Genomic DNA, 18,062 nt, shown 5'->3' with positions numbered 1-18,062 from the left:
GCGCCGTTCAGGCGCGAACGGGGTCTGGGGCGGAGCCCCAGGAGGGCTCGGAACCGACTGTCTCGTTGCAAGGGGGCCCGGGCCCGCCAGGGCCCGCTCGACCGCCCCGCCCGGGGACTGTCGGTGCCGTTGGATACAGTCCGTTCTTCGCGTTGTATTCCGTGAGGGGTGGGGACCATGGGCATGCGTGCCTCAGGGGTGTGGGTGACCGGCGCCGTGATGGTGGTGGCCGGTGTGACGGGGTGTTCGGCCGGCTCGGCGGTGGACACCGGCAAGAAGGCGGCGGGCAAGGCCGCGAACGCGGCCGACCGTGCGAACAGCGCGGTGCTCGCCGCGCTGACCTCGGCGGGCGACCGTTCGCAGAAGGCCGGTTCGGCCGAGGTGACGATGACGACCCAGCTCCAGGGCCAGGCGGCCCCGGCCGCCATGTCGGGCACGTACTCGTGGGGCGACGGCCTCGCGTTCGACGTCGAGGTGGACGCCAAGAGCCTCCAGATGCAGCAGCTCGTCTCGGACGGGACCGTGACGATGCGCTATGTGAAGGGCGCCTACTACTACGGCGTCGACGCCCAGCCGAGCGGCCCGCTGAAGGGCAAGCACTGGATGAAGATAGAGGCCTCGGCCGTCCTGGGCGAGCAGGGCGAGGCCGCGGTCGCCAACAGCGGCAACCCGACGGCCGGCCTGCGGTCCCTGCGCTACTCCAAGAACGTCTCGGAGGTCGGCAAGGAGACCGTCCTGGGCCGGGCGACCACGCACTACAAGGCGGTGCTGTCCAAGGACGACCTGGGCCAGGCCGGCAAGGTCCTGTCCGGCGAGGGCGACGGCAACCTGATGGGGCAGTTCACCGGCGGGGTCAGCGAGCTGGCCTTCGAGGTGTGGGTGGACGGCGAGGGCATGCCGGTGCGGGTGAACGAGCAGTTCGGCCAGGCGAAGGTGGCCATGGACTTCAAGAAGTTCGGGGCGACCAAGTCCGTCCAGGTGCCGCCCGCGTCGGACACGGCGGACATGACCGAGGCGATCAAGCAGCGGGGCGCGCAGGCCGGTTGAGCGGCGGACGTCGAGGGCGGGGCCCGCAGGTACTCGACGGGCCCCGCCCCGGGGATCGTTGGTGCCGCGGCCCGCGGCCCCTCCACCGGCCCGCCGGCAGCGCTTCGCGCGGCCTCAGGCCCGGGCGTCCTCGGGGATGCTGACGAGCCAGCGGGTCGCGCGGCGCGGCCGCAGGTACAGCGCCCAGTACAGCGTGGCGGCGGCCGTGATGCCGCCGGTCCAGAGCAGGTACTGGGTCTCCTGCTGGGTGAGGATGTAGGCGAGTACGACGATGAGCAGGACCGGCACCGCGGGCCACAGCGGCATCCGCCAGGCCGGGACGTCCTTGTGGGCGCCGCGGCGGCAGAGCAGGGCGGCGACGGCGACCAGGAGGTACATCGCGGTGACCGAGACGCCGGTGACGCCGTAGAGGGTGTCGAGCTTGACGAAGCACAGGCCCGCGCCGGGGACGCCGACGAGGAGGGTGGCCACCCACGGGGAGCCGAACCGGCCGAGCCGGGACAGGCCCCGGTTGACGGGCTCGGGCCAGGCCTTGTCGCGGGCGGAGGCGAACAGGACGCGGGAGTTCTGGATGACCATGACGATGCCCGCGTTGATGATCGCGAGGGCGACGCAGAGGCTGACGAAGGTGCCGACCGCGGAGTTCGACCAGGCCGTGACCATCTCGCTGAGGTTGCCGCTGGTGAGGGCGGCGAGGTCGGGCGCGCCCAGGGTGATGGCGACAACGGGCAGCAGGATCACGGCCGTTGAGATGGCGAGGGTGGCGAGCACGGTGCGGGCGACGTTGCGCCGGGGGTGCTCCAGCTCCTCGGAGAGGTAGACGGCGGTGGAGAAGCCCTGGGTGATGAAGAGGGCGATGGCGAGCCCCGAGATCACCATCATCGCGGTGACCGTGGAGGGCGCCCCGCTGTCGCCCGCGACCGAGCCGTGGACGAGGGCGGAGGCGCCGCGCTCGCTGTGGGCGAAGCCGAGCACGGCGACCACGCCGGCCGCGATGACTTCGAGTACCAGGAAGATTCCGGTGATCCAGGCGTTGGCGCGCAGGTCGAGCAGGCCGGCCAGGGTGGCGAGCAGCATGACGCCGGCGCCCGCGAGGGGCGCGGGTATGTGCACGATCGGGGAGAGGTAGTCGGCGGTGCCCATCGCGATGACGGGCGGCACGATCATCACCACGAGCAGCGAGAGCACGAAGACCAGCCAGCCCGCGAGGCGTCCCGCCATCGTCGACACCATGGCGTACTCGCCGCCCGCGCTGGGGATGAGGGTGCCCAGCTCGGAGTAGCAGAAGGCGACGCCGATACAGAGCAGCGAGCCGATCGCGATGGTGAGGGCGGTGTAGGTGCCGAGCGTCGCGAACAGGTCGGGCACGACGACGAAGAGGGTGGAGGCGGGCGTCACGCAGGACAGCGTGAGCAGGGTGCCGCCCACGACGCCGATGGACCGCTTGAGCTTTTGCGGGGTGGGTCCGGTCGCGGGGGCGAGCGCCTGGGGGGCGCTGAGCGTTTCCGTCATCGTGCGGTTCCGATCGACTGGTGCGGTTCCGATGCTCGGGAGCGGTATCGCCTCCATAGGCGGGTGGTGATGTGGTTCGCGGCTCCCGGGTTGCCGATATGCAATCCTTCGAAGAACCGCAGGTCAATAGTTGGTTACCTGCGGAATCCGAAGATCCGGGACGTCCGGACGCCGGTTTTCGGCGTTAAGGACGTGTCAAGGCACCACGTTCGCGGGGTGCGGGAACCGCAGCGCCCGCGCCGAACTTTGTCCGTAACTTTCCGCGGTACGGACGCTCGGGCTCCGGTCAGCCGGTCAGCGCCGCCACCAGCGCGCGCACCGGACCGGCCGGGTCGCGCGGGTGGATGATCTCCGTGCGGTGCACCAGGCGCGGCGCCGAGACCGGCACCGCCACCGTCCCCCCGAGCCCCTCGGCCTCCCCCGCCGCGAGCGCGGCCAGCCCGTGCCCGGCGGCGACCAGCGCCCCGAGCCCCCTCAACTCCGTTCCTCCGTACGCCACTTGGGCGGCGAAGCCGTCGCCGCGGGTGGCGGCGCGCAGGTGCGCCAGGGGTACGGCGGTGTCCGGGGCGTCAATCCATCGGGCATCGGCGAGGTCGCTCAGGCGCAGCGCGGGGCGGCCCGCGAGGGGGTGGTCGGCCGGAAGCAGCACGGCCAGGGGTTCCTCGGCGGCGGCGAGGGTGACCATCGGGCCCACCTCGGGCAGCGGCAGGGGGTCGCTGGGGGCGGCGGCGCCGGTGACCAGGCCCAGGTCGGCGGCCCCGGTCAGGACGGCCCGCACGCTCTCGTCCGGGCCGAGGACTCGCACCTCGACGGCGAGGCCGGGGGTGTCCCGGCGCAGGACGGCGAGCGCCTCGGCGAGGGCGGGGGTCAGGGCGGCGGGCGCGCAGGCGACGGCGAGCCGCGAGGGCCGTACCCGGGTGAGCCGCGCGATGTCGGCACGGGCCGCGTCCAGGCGGAGCAGGAGCGGCCGCGTACCCGACTCAGGCCTGCAGCAGGGCGCCCAGCATGCGCACCAATGGCCCGTTGTCACCCAGGTAGCTCTTGATGCTCGCGTACTCGTTCTCCGCGGGGTCCATACCGGCCCAGTCCAGCTCGTATCCCGCGTCCGAAGCCAGTTGCGCACAGAAGGCACGCTGGGTGCGGCCGTTGCCCTCGCGGAACGGGTGCAGCGCGTTCAGGTCGCCGTACAACTCGGCAAGGGCGTCTGCGAATGCGGCACGGCCCAGGCCTCGCAGGTATCCGGCGGACGCCAATCGCCCGAATACCTCCTCGCCGAAGGAGACCAGATGGGCGGAAAGGCAGAACGGAGTGCGCTTGGAGATCTCCACCACCCGCAACTCACCCGCCCACGGGTAGACGGCACCGAAGATCGCGACATGAAAGGCTTGCAGATGCCCCAAGTCGTACGCCCCGGCCAGGGGTCGCTCCGCGAGCCGGATCAGTTCGGCGTGGGTGATGTCCGCCTCCGCCCGGACCAGCAGGTCGGGGTCGGTGATGCCAAGTCGGTTGCGCAGCACCCCGCTCGGGTGGAGGTAGGGGTCGATCACCCAGCCCGCCTCGCGGTCGCCGTCACGGTCGAGTGACGCGCGACCGCCCGAGCTACGAGATCGTCGGCCGAGAGCTGTCCGCTCACGTATGCCTCTGTGTCACGGCCCGCCGCGTCGGTGACCGTCAGCCCCTCGGCCGCCAGCGAGCCCGTAGCGGAGTCGACGGCGGCCTGCCGCGCCGCGCGACCGCTCAGCCGCTCGAAAGCCGCAACCGAGAGAAGCACTCCCTGGGGCCTGCGGTGCGCGCCGATGAGGACCGGCTGGGCCGTTGCACCCTCGTGTTCCAAATCGGCGAGCATCCGGGACAGGCCTACGCGCGCGTCGCTGACCGTCACGACGTCCGGAATCTTTTCCATGGGTTCATGCTACGCCGACCGTACCGAAATCTGTACAGAAATAGGTACAGCCGGACGCCGGCCCCAAGCCCTCAGTGGTTCCGCGGAAAGCCCAGGTCGACGCCGGACGGCCCGTCCGCCGGGTCCGGCCAGCGGGTGGTGACGACCTTGCCGCGGGTGTAGAAGTGCGTGCCGTCGTTGCCGTAGACGTGGTGGTCGCCGAAGAGCGAGTCCTTCCAGCCGCCGAAGGAGTGGTAGCCCACCGGCACCGGGATCGGCACGTTGACACCGACCATGCCGGCCTCGACCTCCAGCTGGAAGCGGCGGGCCGCGCCGCCGTCGCGGGTGAAGATGGCGGTGCCGTTGCCGAAGGGGGAGGCGTTGATCAGGGCCAGGCCCTCTTCGTACGTCTCGGCGCGCAGCACGCACAGGACCGGGCCGAAGATCTCGTCGCGGTAGGCGTCGGCGGTGGTCGGCACGTGGTCCAAGAGGGACAGTCCGATCCAGTGGCCGTTCTCGAAGCCCTCGACCGTGTAGTCGGACCCGTCGAGGACGACCGTGGCGCCCTGGGCCGCCGCGCCCTTCACATACGAGGCCACCTTGTCGCGGTGGGCCGCGGTGATCAGCGGGCCCATCTCGGAGGAGGGGTCGTTGCCGGGGCCGATCTTGATCTTCTCGGCGCGCTCGCGGATCCTTTCCACCAGCTCGTCGCCGATGGCGCCCACCGCGACGACCGCGGAGATCGCCATGCAGCGCTCGCCCGCCGAGCCGTACGCGGCCGAGACGGCGGCGTCGGCCGCCGCGTCCAGGTCGGCGTCGGGCAGCACCAGCATGTGGTTCTTGGCGCCGCCGAGCGCTTGGACCCGCTTGCCGTTGGCGGAGGCCGTGGCGTGGATGTGGCGGGCGATGGGCGTCGAGCCGACGAAGGAGACCGCCGCGATGTCGGGGTGGGCAAGCAGCGCGTCGACGGCGACCCGGTCGCCGTGCAGGACGGTGAAGACGCCGTCGGGCAGGCCCGCCTCGGCGAGGAGTTCGGCGATCTTCATCGACGCCGAGGGGTCCTTCTCCGAGGGCTTCAGGATGAAGGTGTTGCCGCACGCGATGGCGATCGGGAACATCCACATCGGCACCATCGCCGGGAAGTTGAACGGGGTGATGCCCGCGACGACGCCCAGCGGCTGGCGGATGGAGGCCACGTCCACCCGGCTGGAGACCTGCGTGGACAGCTCGCCCTTGAGCTGGGTGGTGATGCCGCAGGCCAGGTCGACGATCTCCAGGCCGCGGGCGACCTCGCCGAGCGCGTCCGAGTGCACCTTGCCGTGCTCGGCGGTGATCAGCTCGGCGATGGCGTCCCGGTTGGCGTCGAGCAGCGCCCGGAACGTGAACAGCACGGTGGTGCGCTGGGCGAGCGAGGAGGTGCCCCAGGTCAGGTAGGCCGCTCGCGCGATGGCCACCGCCCGGTCCACCTCCTCGGCCGACGCGAAGGCGACCTGGGTGGTGACGGCGCCGGTCGCCGGGTCGGTCACCGGACCGAAGTTGCCCGACGTGCCTTCGACGGTCTTGCCACCGATCCAGTGGTGGACGGTCTTCGTCATGTCCAAGTGCTCCTTCACAGATGGCGGCGTCGGGCGGTGACGTGCCGTTCGTACTCCTCGCGGGCCGTGACCGCCGACCGACGGGTCGCGGTCTCGGCCACGGGCACATCCCACCACGCCTGGGCCGGGGGCGGGCCCGACACTGTGTCGGGCGTTTCGGTCTCCACGTAGACACATGTGGGAACGTCGGCGAAGCGCGCACTCGTCAGGGCTTCCCGCAGGTCACGCACGGTGCGGGCGCGCAGGACCCGCATCCCGAGCGAGGCCGCGTTGGCCGCCAGATCGACCGGAAGCGCCTCACCGCCGTACGTCCCGTCCGGGGTCCGGAACCGGTACGCCGTGCCGAACCGCTCACCCCCCACCGCCTCCGAGAGCCCGCCGATCGAGGCGTACCCATGGTTCTGCAGGATCACCACCTTGATGGGGATGTTCTCCTGCACGGCGGTGACGATTTCGGTCGGATTCATCAGATACGTCCCGTCGCCGACCAGCGCCCACACGGGACGGCCGGGCGCCGCGAGGGCGACCCCGATGGCCGCGGGGATCTCGTAGCCCATACAGGAGTAGCCGTACTCGACGTGGTACTGGTCGTGCGAGCGGGCCCGCCACAGCTGGTGGAGGTCGCCGGGGAGCGAGCCCGCCGCGTTGATCAGGATGTCGTCCCCGGTGACCAAGGTGTCGAGTACGCCGAGGACTTGGGCCTGCGTGGGGCGGGCGTCGTCCGAGGCGGGCGTGTAGGCGGCGTCCACCCGTGCGTCCCACGCGGACTTCAGACGCGCGCACTCGGCCGCGTAACCCTCGTCCACGCGATGGCCCTTGAGCGCCTCGCGCAGTGCGGCGAGGCCGGTGCGGGCGTCGCCGACGAGCTGTCGGCCGCCGAGCTTGTGGGCGTCGGCGGGCCGGATGTTGAGGTTGACGAAGCGGACGTCCGGGTTCTGGAAGAGGGTGGCGGAGGCGGTGGTGAAGTCGGTCCAGCGGGTGCCGATCCCGAGCACCACGTCGGCGGTGCGGGCCAGTTCGTCGGCGGCGGCCGTGCCGGTGTGGCCGATGCCGCCGACGTCCTGGGGATGGTCGTGGGCGAGCGCGCCCTTGCCGGCCTGGGTGGCGGCGACCGGGATGCCGGTGTCCGCCGCGAAGGCGTCGAGCACGTCCTGCGCGCGAGCGTGCCGCACCCCGCCCCCCACGACGACGAGGGGCCGCCGCGCCCGCCTCAACTCCCCTGCCGCCAGGCCGAGTTCATCCGGGTCCACCGCAGGGGCCCGTACCGGCCACACCCGCTCCCGGAAGAACTCCTCGGGCCAGTCGTACGCCTCGGCCTGGACGTCCTGCGGCAGCGCGAGGGTGACCGCGCCGGTGTTCGCCGGGTCGGTGAGGACGCCCATCGCGTTCAGGGCGGCCTGGATCAGCGCCTCGGGCCGGGTGACGCGGTCGAAGTAGCGCGAGACCGGGCGCAGGCAGTCGTTGACGGACACATCGCCCGCGTAGGGGACTTCGAGCTGCTGGAGCACCGGGTCGGCGGGGCGCGCGGCGAAGGTGTCGCCGGGCAGCAGCAGCACCGGCAGATGGTTGACGGTGGCCAGGGCGGCGCCCGTGACCAGGTTGGTGGCGCCCGGGCCGATGGAGGTGGTGACCGCGTGCGTGGAGAGCCGGCCCGACTGACGGGCGTAGCCGACGGCGGCGTGCACCATGGCCTGCTCGTTGCGGCCCTGGAAGAAGGGCATCGCGCCGGGCCCGGCTTCGAGCAGTGCCTGCCCGATCCCGGCGACGTTGCCGTGTCCGAAGATGCCCCAAGTCGCCCCGATCAGACGGTGGTTGACGCCCTCGTACGAGGTGTACTGGCGGGCCAGGAACGCGATCAGCGCCTGGGCGGTGGTGAGGCGGCGCGTCGTGGCGCTCACTGGTATCCCTCCCTGTGGTCGGGGTGGAAGGAGATCTTCCACTCCCGTTCCGGTCCCGGTCCCGCCATCACGTTCAGGTAGTACATGGCGGTGCCGGGCCGGGCGATCGACGGCCCGTGCCAGCCGTTGGGCACGAGCACCGCGTCCCCGTCGCGGACCTCGGCGAGCAGGTCGGCGCCGCCCTCGCGGGACGGCGAGATCCGCTGGTAGCCGTAGCCGTCCGGATGCTCGAACGCGAAGTAGTAGATCTCCTCCAACTCGCTCTCGCGGCCCGGCAGATGCTCGTCGTGTTTGTGCGGCGGATAGGAGGACCAGTTGCCGCCGGGCGTGATCACCTCCACCGCGATGAGGCGGTCGCAGTCGAAGGCGTCCGCGGCGGCGAAGTTGCGCACGGTGCGGGCGCAGTTGCCCGAACCCCGTGCTTCGACGGGCACCTCCGGCGCGGGGCCGCGGCGAGCGGGGAGTCGTCGCTCGCACCGCGCTCCTGTCAGGGCGAAACGGCCGCCCGCGCCGGAGGAGATCAGGGCATCCGCGTCACGCGGTACGTAGGCGAAGTCGGTGGGGCCCTCGAACACGTCGCGGCGACCGGCCAGTTGAAGCTCCTGGCCTTCCGAGCGCACCGTGCAGCCGCCGCTGAGCGGCACCACCAGCCACTCGCTGTCCCCGGCGGCCAGCTCGTGCGTGCCCCCGGGCGGCAGATCGAGCACGCGCAGGGACGAGTGGCCGAGGGCGGCCCGCTCCGGGCCGATGGCGAGGGCGTACGCCTCGTCGGCGCTCTCCCCCGCCCGTACGAACAGTTCCCGTTGATCCATGTCCGATCCCTACCCCTTACAGCAGACCGACGGCGGTATCGACGGCCCCCGCCACATCGCCGTCGGCCGGATAGAGCAGCGAACGCCCCGCGACCAGGCCCTGCACGGTGGGCAGGCGCAGCGCCCCGCGCCACTTCTCGAAGGCGGCGTCCCGGTCGTCCTCCAGGTCCCCGCCGAGCAGCACCGCGGGCAGCGTACTGGCGGCCATGACCTCGGCCATGTCGTCGGGGTTCTCGGTGACGGGCACCTTCAGCCAGGTGTACGCGGAGGTGCCCGCCAGGCCCGAGGCGATGGCGATGGAGCGGGTGACGGCCCCGGCGGACAGATCGTTGCGGATCCCGCCCTCATGGCGGTGGCAGATGAACGGCTCGACGAACACCGGGAGTCGGCGTTCGGCCATCGCGTCGATGGCGCGGGCCGCGGCGTGCAGCGTGTCCAGCGAGCCCGGGTCGCGGTAGTCGATGCGCAGCAGCAGCTTGCCCGCGTCGAAGCCGAGCCGTTCCAGGTCCTGGGCGCGGTGCCCGGTGAAGCGGTCGTCCATCTCGAAGGCGGCCCCGGCGAGGCCGCCGCGGTTCATGGAGCCGATGACGACCTTGTCCTCCAGGGCGCCGAGCAGCAGCAGGTCCTCCAGGACGTCGGCGCCGGCCAGCACCCCGTCGACGCCGGGCCGGGACAGGGCCAGACACAGCCGGTCGAGAAGATCGCCCCGGTCGGCCATGGCGAGCCCGTCCGCGCCGACGCCGAGCGCGCCGCGGGCCGGATGGTCGGCCGCGATCACCATGAGCCGCCCGCCGTCTTGGCGCAGCAGCGGTCTGCGCACCCGGCGCGCGGCGGCCTCGGCGACCGCCTCGGGGTGCCGGGCCCGGATCCGCGCGAGCCCCGCGGGCCCGAGCGCGGCGCTCATGCCCGCCCGCCGTGCAGGACGCGCTCGACCTCGGCCGGGTAGGGCATCGCGGAGGAGCAGGCGAGCCGGGAGGTGACGATGGCCCCGGCGGCGTTGGCGTACCGCATGACGCGTTCCACCTCCCACCCGGCGAGCAGCCCATGGCAGAGCGCGCCGCCGAACGCGTCCCCCGCGCCGAGCCCGTTGACCACGTCGACCGGCACCGGCGCCACCTCGGCGACCGTCCCGTCCCGATGCACGGCCAGCACGCCCTTGGGCCCCTGTTTGACGACGGCGAGCTCGACCCCGGCGGCCAGCAGCGCCTCGGCGGCGGCCCGGGGTTCGCGCTCCCCGGTGGCGATCTCGCACTCGTCGACGTTCCCGACGGCGACGGTGGCGTGGGCGAGCGCGGCCCGGTAGTGGACGCGGGCGTCGTGCGGGTCGTCCCAGAACATGGGCCGCCAGTCGAGATCGAAGACGGTAGCGCGGCGGGGCGCGCTCCCGGCCCCCGAGGGTTCCCCCTGGACGTGGCCCCCGGGGGAGTTCGAGGAGCGGAGGTCCGGGACCGGCGCCCCCGCCGGGCGGCCCGCACCCGGCCCGCTCCCCCGCGCCCGAAGCGCGGCCAGCGTCGCCCCCCGGCTGGGCTCCGCACACAACCCCGTCCCCGTCACCCAGAAGATCCCGGCCGCCCGCACCGCCGCCAGGTCCAACTCCCCTTCGCACAGCTCCAGATCGGGCGCCTTGGGCAGCCGGTAGAAGTACAGCGGGAAGTGGTCCGGCGGAAAGATCTCGCAGAACGTGATCGGCGTGGGCAGTCCGTCCACCGGGGTCACCCAGCGCGCGTCCACCCCGAACTCGCCCAGCTCCGCCCGGAGATACGCCCCGAAGGGATCCCGCCCCGTACGCGTGATGACGGCGACGCGCCGCCCGAGCCGCGCCGCGGCGACCGCCACGTTGGAGGGTGAGCCGCCGAGGAACTTCCCGAACGAGGTGACCTCGGCCAGCGACACCCCGGTCTGCAAGGGGTAGAGGTCGACCCCGATCCGCCCCATCGTGATCACGTCGTGGGGGGCGTCGCCCTCGGGCTCCGGGCCGAGCCCCCCACTGCCACGCCCGCTTCCGTACGGAGCCTCGTCCATGCACGCCCCCTCGGGTCGCCGCGTCGCCGGTTCCCCCAGGTCTAGCCCTCCGCTCCCACCCCTGTCAATCTTTGTCCTTACATTCGGACGTGGCCTTGACACTCCTGACGGGCCCCCGGAAGGCTGGTGCCATGACGACGGCGAAGACCCGCATCCGGATCGGTTCGGCTCCCGACTCCTGGGGCGTCTGGTTCCCCGACGACCCTCGCCAAGTCCCCTGGCAGCGCTTCCTCGACGAGGTCGCGGGCGCGGGCTACCGGTGGATCGAACTCGGACCGTACGGCTATCTCCCCACCGATCCGGCGCGCCTCACCGAGGAGACCGCCGCACGGGACCTGGCGGTCTCGGCCGGGACCGTCTTCACCGGCCTGCACCACGGCCCGGCGGTGTGGGAGAAGACCTGGGCGCACGTCTCGGACGTGGCCGCGCTCGCCCGGGCCGTCGGCGCCCGTCACCTCGTGGTCATCCCGTCCTTCTGGCGCGACGACAAGACCGGCGCGGTCCTGGAAGACAGCACCCTGACCGCCGCGCAGTGGCGCGATCTCGCCGGTCAGACCGAGCGCCTGGCCCGCGAGGTGCGCGACCGCTACGGCCTGCGCGTGGTCGTGCACCCGCACGCGGACACCCATATCGACAGCGAGGAGAACGTGGCCCGCTTCCTGCACGCCACCGACTCCGACCTGGTCTCGCTGTGCCTGGACACCGGGCACTACGCCTACTGCGGCGGCGACAGCGTCAAGCTGATCGAGACGTACGGGGAGCGGATCGGCTACCTCCACCTCAAGCAGGTGGATCCGGAGGTGCTGGCCCAGGTGCGGTCCGCCGGGACACCGTTCGGGCCGGCCGTCGCCCAGGGCGTGATGTGTGAGCCGCCCCACGGTGTGCCCGCGCTCGAACCGGTCCTCGCCGCGGCCCAGGCCCTGGACGTCGACCTCTTCGCGATCGTCGAGCAGGACATGTACCCATGCGATCCGGACAAGCCGCTGCCCATCGCCGAGCGCACCCGCGCCTTCCTGCGGTCCTGCGGGGCCTGAGATGAGCCTGGGCATCGCCGTGATCGGCACCGGCCGGATGGGCGCGGACCATGTGCGCCGCATCGACTCCGTCATCGGCGGCGCGCGCGTCGCCGCCGTCGCCGACCTGGACGCGGACCGCGCGCACGAAGCGGCCGCGGGCATCGAGGGCTGCTCCGTGCACACGGATCCGGCGGCCGCGATGGACGCGCCCGGCGTGGCCGCGGTCCTCATCGCCTCATCGGGCCCGGCCCACGAGGCGGCCCTCCTGGAGGCCTTCGCGCGCGGCCTGCCGGTCCTGTGCGAGAAGCCGCTCACCCCCGACCCGGCCGGCACCCTGCGCGTCATGGAGGCCGAACAGCGGCTCGGCCGCCGCCTGGTCACGGTGGGCTTCATGCGCCGCTACGACAGCGAGTACCTCGACCTCCACCGCACCCTTGGACAGGGCGATTTGGGGCGCACCCTGATGCTGCACTGCCGTCACCGCAACGCGCGGTCCCCGTCGTTCTTCACCACCGAGATGCTGATCCGCGATTCCGTGGTGCACGAGGCGGACGCCACCCGCTGGCTGCTCGGCCAGGAGATCACCGCCGTCCAGGTGCTGCGCCCGCGCCCCTCCTCGGACGCGCCCCAGGGCCTCGGCGACCCCCAGCTGGTCCTCTTCGAGACGTCGGGCGGCGTCGTGGTCGACGTCGAGATCTTCGTGAACTGCGGCTTCGGGTACGAGGTGCACTGCGAGGCGGTCTGCGAGCGCGGCACCGCCTCGATCGGCGGGGGCGCCGGGCCCGTCACCCGGAGCGCGGGGCGCGAGGGGCGCGCCGTCCCGCAGGACTTCACGGTCCGGTTCGCCGAGGCGTACGACCGCGAGGTGCGGGCGTGGGTGGGCGGGATCCGGAGCGGCCGTGTCGCGGGGGCGAGCACCTGGGACGGATACGCGGCGGCGCTGGTCTGCGAGGCCGGGGTGCGCGCCCAGGAGTCCGGCGAGCGGGTCGCCGTGGAGCTGCCGGAGCGCCCGCCGCTGTACACATAGCGGCCCCCGTTCACCCATTCGCCCCAACCGCCCTCTACGTCACATCCGTTACAAGGATCCGGCTCCCGTCACACATGTCTCGGTTACGCGGGTCTTGCGTCACAGGCGGTCTACAGGAGCCCCCCTGGCCTCACTCTCCGTCGTTCAACGGGCACAGGCTGAGTGATCGCCAAGCGAACGCGGCGCAGCTCCCCCGACGGTCTTCCGGCCGCCGCTGCGGCGCACGCAGGGAGGTGCCTTGCATGACCGACCGAAGGCTCTGGTCCTACAAAGAGATCGCCGCGCACATCCGGGTGCAGCCGGACACCGTGCGCTCGTACCGCAAACACGGACTTCTTCCGGCGCCGGACCTCGTGGAGAACGGCAAGCCCTATTGGTTCGCGGACACCATCCGCACCTGGGTCGCCCGGCGCCCCGGCAACCGTGGCCGCCGCGCCGATTGAACGGGCGCACCGGGACGGGCACTTGGTCGTTATCACCGCGCGCACCCGCGTCACCCGGCGCCGCCACCCGCCTCCGCGCCACTCCGCACGCCCGCCAAAGCTCGCCTCATACCCCCTGGGGGTATAGTCTTGCTCTGCGTGAGGGTGGCGCGGCCGCACCGTGGCCCCCTGATGCACCATGGATCCGTACGCCCGTGAAGAGGAGAACGCCATGACCGCCGAGACCGAGACCCCCGTCGCCGCGACCGGTTCCTGCTGCTCGCCCGCCGGTGCCTGCCACAGCGGTGAGGCGTCCGACGTCCAGGTGGGCGCCGTCACCACCGTCTACAAGGTCGCCGGCATGACCTGCGGCCACTGCGAAGGCGCCGTGTCCGGTGAGATCTCCGAGATCGAGGGTGTCGCTTCGGTGAAGGCCGTCGCCGCCACCGGCGAGGTCACCGTGATCTCGGCGGCCCCGCTCGACGAGGAGGCCGTCCGCGCCGCCGTCGACGAGGCGGGCTACGAACTGGTCGGCCTCGCCTGACCCCGAACCCCTCCCCCTCCCGTCCGGCCGCCCCCAGGGGCGGCCTTTTCGGGCATACGACCCCATCACGGGCGGGGCGCCACCGACCGCGCCGGCCCGCCGAATCCGATGATCGCGGGTGGGGCTATGGCGCTGGGCTCCGAGTTCGTGGTACCCAACTGCCTATGGTTGCGTTCCTTCACCCGACCTCCACAAAGAGATCTAGATCACAGAGGTTTTGAGGTAACCATCGGGAGGGGTCGGGAGTCTAAGTGGGCGATGCCGCGGATGTCTTGGGGGACGTCCATGGAATGTCTTGGGGGACGTTCCAGGCAACGCGTTGGCCGGGGCACGTACGTCGGGAGCTTTGAGCGGCCCACCCGACAGGTACGTACCCCGGCAGACCGCCTAGACCCCCGGCTCGGATCCCGTGGGGGGAATCCGCACCGGGAAACAGGGAAGCGCCCCGACTGCCGACCCGTGGGGGGATCGGCAGCGGGGCGCTTTCCGACTTTCTGGAGCCGAACTCCCGGCGCGTTACCGGAAGTTCGGGCAAGGCCGACGGGTCAGCGACCCTCGACCGGAACGAAGTCCCGCAGAACCTCGCCCGTGTAGATCTGGCGCGGGCGGCCGATGCGGGAGCCGGGCTCCTTGATCATCTCGTGCCACTGGGCGATCCAGCCCGGGAGGCGGCCGAGGGCGAACAGGACCGTGAACATCTCGGTCGGGAAGCCCATCGCGCGGTAGATCAGACCCGTGTAGAAGTCCACGTTCGGGTACAGGTTGCGCGAGACGAAGTAGTCGTCGCTCAGCGCGTGCTCTTCGAGCTTCAGCGCGATGTCGAGCAGCTCGTCGGACTTGCCGAGGGCCGAGAGGACATCGTGCGCGGCAGCCTTGATGATCTTGGCGCGCGGGTCGAAGGACTTGTACACCCGGTGGCCGAAGCCCATCAGGCGGACGCCGTCCTCCTTGTTCTTCACCTTGCGGATGAAGGAGTCCACGTCGCCGCCGTTGGCCTGGATGCCTTCCAGCATCTCCAGGACGGACTGGTTGGCGCCGCCGTGCAGGGGGCCCCACAGGGCCGAGATGCCGGCCGAGATCGACGCGAACATGTTGGCCTGCGAGGAGCCGACCAGACGCACGGTGGAGGTCGAACAGTTCTGCTCGTGGTCCGCGTGCAGGATGAGCAGCTTGTCCAGGGCCGAGACGACGACCGGGTCCAGCTCGTACTCCTGGGCCGGCACCGAGAACGTCATGCGCAGGAAGTTCTCGACGTAGCCGAGGTCGTTGCGCGGGTAGACGAAGGGGTGGCCGATCGACTTCTTGTACGCGTACGCCGCGATCGTCGGCAGCTTGGCGAGCAGCCGGATCGTGGAGAGGTGGCGCTGCTTCTCGTCGAACGGGTTGTGGCTGTCCTGGTAGAACGTGGACAGCGCGGAGACCACCGAGGACAGCATCGCCATCGGGTGGGCGTCGCGCGGGAAGCCGTCGAAGAACCGCTTCACGTCCTCGTGGAGCAGCGTGTGCCCGGTGATCTCGTCCTTGAAGCTGGCGAGCTGGTCGACGGTCGGCAGCTCGCCGTTGATCAGCAGGTAGGCGACCTCGACGAAGGTCGAGCGCTCCGCGAGCTGCTCGATCGGGTACCCGCGGTACCGCAGGATGCCCTGCTCGCCGTCCAGGTAGGTAATGGCGGATTTATAGGCGGCGGTGTTGCCGTATCCGCTGTCGAGGGTGACCAGTCCGGTCTGGGCTCGGAGCTTCCCGATGTCGAAGCCCTTGTCGCCGACGGTGCTGTCGATCACCGGGTAGGTGTACTCGCCATCGCCGAACCGCAGTACTACAGCGTTGTTCGCGTTCTCGCTCACGTCATCCCTCACCGACGTAGTGCCTCTTCTTCGAGGTGCCCTGACTGTCTCTACCATCCCCCATTTGGCTCAGCAGAGTGCACTCGGGGTCGCCCATTGGGCTTATTCACGGCACTCAGTGCCGTCAACCTGCTCATCCTGCCCCGTTCGCCCCGGTTAGGAAAGTCCGGGGTGATGATTCACACCAAATGCCCGCATGCCAGCCGATGAGCGAGTGCGGTGAAGCGTCTGCCCGCGGAAACGGTACGCACCGCCTGTCCGATCGCCTTGCGGGACCCGACCAGGACGACGAGCTTCTTGGCGCGGGTCACCGCCGTGTAGAGCAGATTGCGCTGGAGCATCATCCAGGCACCCGTGGTGACCGGGATGACGACGGCCGGGTACTCGCTGCCCTGGGAGCGGTGGATCGTCACGGCGTAGGCGTGGGCCAGCTCGTCCAGCTCGTCGAAGTCGTACGACACCTCCTCGTCCTCGTCGGTGCGGACCGTCAGGCTCTGCTCGTCGAGGTCGAGCGCGGTGACCACGCCGACGGTGCCGTTGAAGACGCCGTTCGCGCCCTTCTCGTAATTGTTGCGAATCTGGGTGACCTTGTCGCCGACGCGGAACACCCTTCCGCCGAACCTCTTCTCCGGCAGGTCGGGCCGGGCCGGCGTGATGGCCTGCTGGAGCAGGCCGTTGAGGTTGCCGGCGCCGGCCGGGCCCCGGTGCATGGGCGCGAGCACCTGGATGTCGCGGCGCGGGTCGAGGCCGAACTTCGCGGGGATGCGCCGGGCGGCCACGTCCACCGTGGTGCGGCCCGCGTCCTCCGTCTCCTCCTCGACGAACAGGAAGAAGTCGTCCAGGCCCGAAGTGATCGGGTGGGAGCCGGAGTTGATGCGGTGGGCGTTGGTGACGACCCCGGACTCCTGGGCCTGCCGGAAGATCCGCGTCAGCCGCACCCTGGGGACGGGCCCGCCCTCGGCGAGCAGATCGCGCAGCACCTCCCCGGCGCCGACGGAGGGCAGCTGGTCCACATCGCCGACCATCAGCAGATGGGCGCCGGGGGCCACCGCCTTGACGAGCTTGTTGGCGAGCAGCAAGTCGAGCATGGACGCCTCGTCGACGACGACCAGGTCCGCCTCCAGCGGACGGTCCTTGTCGTACGCCGCGTCGCCTCCCGGTTTCAGTTCGAGCAGGCGGTGCACGGTGGAGGCCTCGGCGCCGGTCAGCTCGGCCAGCCGCTTGGCGGCCCGGCCGGTCGGCGCGGCGAGCACCACCTTGGCGTTCTTGGCGCGGGCCAGCTCCACCACCGAGCGCACCGTGAAGGACTTGCCGCAGCCCGGCCCGCCGGTGAGCACGGCGACCTTGCTGGTCAGGGCCAGCTTGACCGCCTCCTGCTGCTCGGGCGCGAGCTCGGCCCCGGTGCGCCCGGCGAGCCAGCCGAGCGCCTTGCCCCAGTCGACGTCGGCGAAGGACGGCATCCGGTCCTCACCGGTCCGCAACAGCCGGCCGATCTGGGCGGCCAGGGACAGCTCGGCGCGGTGGAACGGCACGAGGTAGACGGCGGTGACGGGCTCGCCCCCGTCCGGCCCCGGCACCTTCTCGCGCACCGCTCCCTCCTCGGCGACGAGCTCGGCCAGACACTCGATGACCAGCCCGGTGTCGACCTGGAGGAGCTTGACCGCATCCGCGATCAGCCGCTCCTCGGGCAGGAAGCAGTGGCCCTGGTCGGTGGACTGGGACAGCGCGTACTGGAGGCCCGCCTTGACGCGCTCCGGGCTGTCGTGCGGGATGCCGACGGCCTGGGCGATCTTGTCGGCGGTGAGGAAGCCGATGCCCCAGACGTCGGCGGCCAGCCGGTAGGGCTGGTTCTTCACCACGGAGATCGAGGCGTCCTCGTACTTCTTGTAGATGCGCACCGCGATCGAAGTGGAAACGCCGACCCCTTGCAGGAAGACCATGACCTCCTTGATGGCCTTCTGCTCCTCCCAGGCGGCCGCGATCTTCTTGGTCCGCTTGGGACCCAGGCCCGGCACCTCGATCAGGCGCTTCGGGTCCTGCTCGATGATGTCCAGGGTGTCGGCGCCGAAGTGCCGGGTGATCCGGTCGGCGAAGACCGGGCCGATGCCCTTGATCAGGCCGGAGCCGAGGTAGCGGCGGATGCCCTGGATGGTGGCGGGCAGGACCGTCGTGTAGTTCTCGACGGTGAACTGCTTGCCGTACTGGGGATGGGAGCCCCAGCGGCCCTCCATGCGCAGCGACTCACCGGGCTGCGCGCCGAGCAGCGAGCCGACCACGGTGAGCAGGTCGTTGCCGCCCCGGCCGGTGTCGACCCGGGCGACGGTGTAGCCGCTCTCCTCGTTGGCGTACGTGATCCGCTCGAGGACCCCCTCCACCACCGCCGCACCCGTGAGACTGGACATGCCCCGACGCTACCGCCCCGCACTGACAACGCGGGCAAC

At 71.4% G+C, this 18,062-nt stretch carries 16 protein-coding genes; 5 read left to right on the top strand and 11 right to left on the bottom strand.

The features are described from left to right. Positions 1–183: 183 nt before the first annotated feature. Entirely contained in the window at positions 184–1,047 is an 864-nt protein-coding gene (locus N4G70_RS01530) for a hypothetical protein (protein ID WP_261710522.1), read from the top strand. Positions 1,048–1,161: 114 nt separating this feature from the next. Here N4G70_RS01530 and N4G70_RS01525 read toward each other — a convergent pair whose 3' ends face one another. The 9 genes from N4G70_RS01525 to iolC form a co-directional block, all read right to left on the bottom strand. Continuing rightward, a complete protein-coding gene (locus N4G70_RS01525) occupies positions 1,162–2,559 on the bottom strand; it encodes an APC family permease (RefSeq protein ID WP_261710521.1) in 1,398 nt (465 codons plus the stop codon). Between the two features lie 286 nt (positions 2,560–2,845). Beyond that, positions 2,846–3,589 (bottom strand): LysR substrate-binding domain-containing protein, encoded by a 744-nt coding sequence (locus tag N4G70_RS01520; RefSeq protein WP_261710520.1) that lies wholly within the window; start codon positions 3,587–3,589, stop codon positions 2,846–2,848. Then, positions 3,540–4,106, bottom strand: a complete 567-nt coding sequence (locus tag N4G70_RS01515; RefSeq protein WP_261710519.1) for a Fic family protein — start codon at positions 4,104–4,106, stop codon at positions 3,540–3,542. Before N4G70_RS01515 ends, N4G70_RS01520 begins: the two co-directional genes overlap by 50 nt. Continuing rightward, a complete protein-coding gene (locus N4G70_RS01510; protein WP_261710518.1) occupies positions 4,103–4,462 on the bottom strand; it encodes a type II toxin-antitoxin system Phd/YefM family antitoxin in 360 nt (119 codons plus the stop codon). The genes N4G70_RS01515 and N4G70_RS01510 overlap by 4 nt, the downstream gene beginning before the upstream one ends. A 71-nt stretch (positions 4,463–4,533) precedes the next feature. Continuing rightward, the gene (locus N4G70_RS01505) at positions 4,534–6,036 is read right to left on the bottom strand and encodes a CoA-acylating methylmalonate-semialdehyde dehydrogenase (RefSeq protein WP_261710517.1); all 1,503 of its coding nucleotides are present in this window, start codon (positions 6,034–6,036) and stop codon (positions 4,534–4,536) included. Positions 6,037–6,050: 14 nt separating this feature from the next. After that, entirely contained in the window at positions 6,051–7,934 is a 1,884-nt protein-coding gene (gene iolD, locus N4G70_RS01500; RefSeq protein WP_399033711.1) for a 3D-(3,5/4)-trihydroxycyclohexane-1,2-dione acylhydrolase (decyclizing), read from the bottom strand. Further along, the gene (iolB, locus tag N4G70_RS01495) at positions 7,931–8,746 is read right to left on the bottom strand and encodes a 5-deoxy-glucuronate isomerase (RefSeq protein ID WP_261710516.1); all 816 of its coding nucleotides are present in this window, start codon (positions 8,744–8,746) and stop codon (positions 7,931–7,933) included. The genes iolD and iolB overlap by 4 nt, the downstream gene beginning before the upstream one ends. A 16-nt stretch (positions 8,747–8,762) precedes the next feature. Beyond that, on the bottom strand, positions 8,763–9,650 hold the full coding sequence (locus N4G70_RS01490; protein WP_261710515.1) for a deoxyribose-phosphate aldolase: 888 nt from the start codon (positions 9,648–9,650) through the stop codon (positions 8,763–8,765). Beyond that, positions 9,647–10,681, bottom strand: a complete 1,035-nt coding sequence (iolC, locus tag N4G70_RS01485; RefSeq protein WP_261711329.1) for a 5-dehydro-2-deoxygluconokinase — start codon at positions 10,679–10,681, stop codon at positions 9,647–9,649. The genes N4G70_RS01490 and iolC overlap by 4 nt, the downstream gene beginning before the upstream one ends. Before the next feature lie 218 nt (positions 10,682–10,899). Between iolC and N4G70_RS01480 the strand changes: the two genes are divergently transcribed. The 4 genes from N4G70_RS01480 to N4G70_RS01465 all read left to right on the top strand — a co-directional run bounded on the left by N4G70_RS01480 (position 10,900) and on the right by N4G70_RS01465 (position 13,777). After that, on the top strand, positions 10,900–11,802 hold the full coding sequence (locus tag N4G70_RS01480) for a sugar phosphate isomerase/epimerase (RefSeq protein ID WP_261710514.1): 903 nt from the start codon (positions 10,900–10,902) through the stop codon (positions 11,800–11,802). 1 nt (position 11,803) lies between these two features. Continuing rightward, on the top strand, positions 11,804–12,811 hold the full coding sequence (locus tag N4G70_RS01475; protein ID WP_261710513.1) for a Gfo/Idh/MocA family protein: 1,008 nt from the start codon (positions 11,804–11,806) through the stop codon (positions 12,809–12,811). Between the two features lie 242 nt (positions 12,812–13,053). Continuing rightward, on the top strand, positions 13,054–13,254 hold the full coding sequence (locus tag N4G70_RS01470; protein WP_120723292.1) for an AlpA family transcriptional regulator: 201 nt from the start codon (positions 13,054–13,056) through the stop codon (positions 13,252–13,254). Positions 13,255–13,465: 211 nt separating this feature from the next. Next, positions 13,466–13,777 (top strand): heavy-metal-associated domain-containing protein, encoded by a 312-nt coding sequence (locus N4G70_RS01465; RefSeq protein WP_261710512.1) that lies wholly within the window; start codon positions 13,466–13,468, stop codon positions 13,775–13,777. Between the two features lie 545 nt (positions 13,778–14,322). Here the strand turns inward: N4G70_RS01465 and N4G70_RS01460 are convergent. After that, complete coding sequence (locus N4G70_RS01460) at positions 14,323–15,621, bottom strand: citrate synthase (protein WP_261710511.1); 1,299 nt, start codon at positions 15,619–15,621, stop codon at positions 14,323–14,325. A gap of 179 nt (positions 15,622–15,800) precedes the next feature. Beyond that, positions 15,801–18,023, bottom strand: a complete 2,223-nt coding sequence (locus tag N4G70_RS01455) for an ATP-dependent RecD-like DNA helicase (protein WP_261710510.1) — start codon at positions 18,021–18,023, stop codon at positions 15,801–15,803. Positions 18,024–18,062: the final 39 nt, after the last annotated feature.

The sequence above is a fragment of the Streptomyces sp. ASQP_92 genome, assembly GCF_025399895.1.
GTDB lineage: Bacteria > Actinomycetota > Actinomycetes > Streptomycetales > Streptomycetaceae > Streptomyces.
Note: the sequence above shows the minus strand (reverse complement) of the source record. Positions and strands in the feature narration are given on the sequence as shown.

Coding starts and splice junctions, on each gene's coding strand:
- N4G70_RS01530 (WP_261710522.1), top strand. CDS start 184: ATGCGTGCCTCAGGGGTGTGGGTGACCGGCGCCGTGATGGTGGTGGCC.
- N4G70_RS01525 (WP_261710521.1), bottom strand. CDS start 2,559: ATGACGGAAACGCTCAGCGCCCCCCAGGCGCTCGCCCCCGCGACCGGA.
- N4G70_RS01510 (WP_261710518.1), bottom strand. CDS start 4,462: ATGGAAAAGATTCCGGACGTCGTGACGGTCAGCGACGCGCGCGTAGGC.
- N4G70_RS01505 (WP_261710517.1), bottom strand. CDS start 6,036: ATGACGAAGACCGTCCACCACTGGATCGGTGGCAAGACCGTCGAAGGC.
- iolB (WP_261710516.1), bottom strand. CDS start 8,746: ATGGATCAACGGGAACTGTTCGTACGGGCGGGGGAGAGCGCCGACGAG.
- N4G70_RS01490 (WP_261710515.1), bottom strand. CDS start 9,650: ATGAGCGCCGCGCTCGGGCCCGCGGGGCTCGCGCGGATCCGGGCCCGG.
- iolC (WP_261711329.1), bottom strand. CDS start 10,681: ATGGGGCGGATCGGGGTCGACCTCTACCCCTTGCAGACCGGGGTGTCG.
- N4G70_RS01480 (WP_261710514.1), top strand. CDS start 10,900: ATGACGACGGCGAAGACCCGCATCCGGATCGGTTCGGCTCCCGACTCC.
- N4G70_RS01475 (WP_261710513.1), top strand. CDS start 11,804: ATGAGCCTGGGCATCGCCGTGATCGGCACCGGCCGGATGGGCGCGGAC.
- N4G70_RS01470 (WP_120723292.1), top strand. CDS start 13,054: ATGACCGACCGAAGGCTCTGGTCCTACAAAGAGATCGCCGCGCACATC.
- N4G70_RS01465 (WP_261710512.1), top strand. CDS start 13,466: ATGACCGCCGAGACCGAGACCCCCGTCGCCGCGACCGGTTCCTGCTGC.
- N4G70_RS01455 (WP_261710510.1), bottom strand. CDS start 18,023: ATGTCCAGTCTCACGGGTGCGGCGGTGGTGGAGGGGGTCCTCGAGCGG.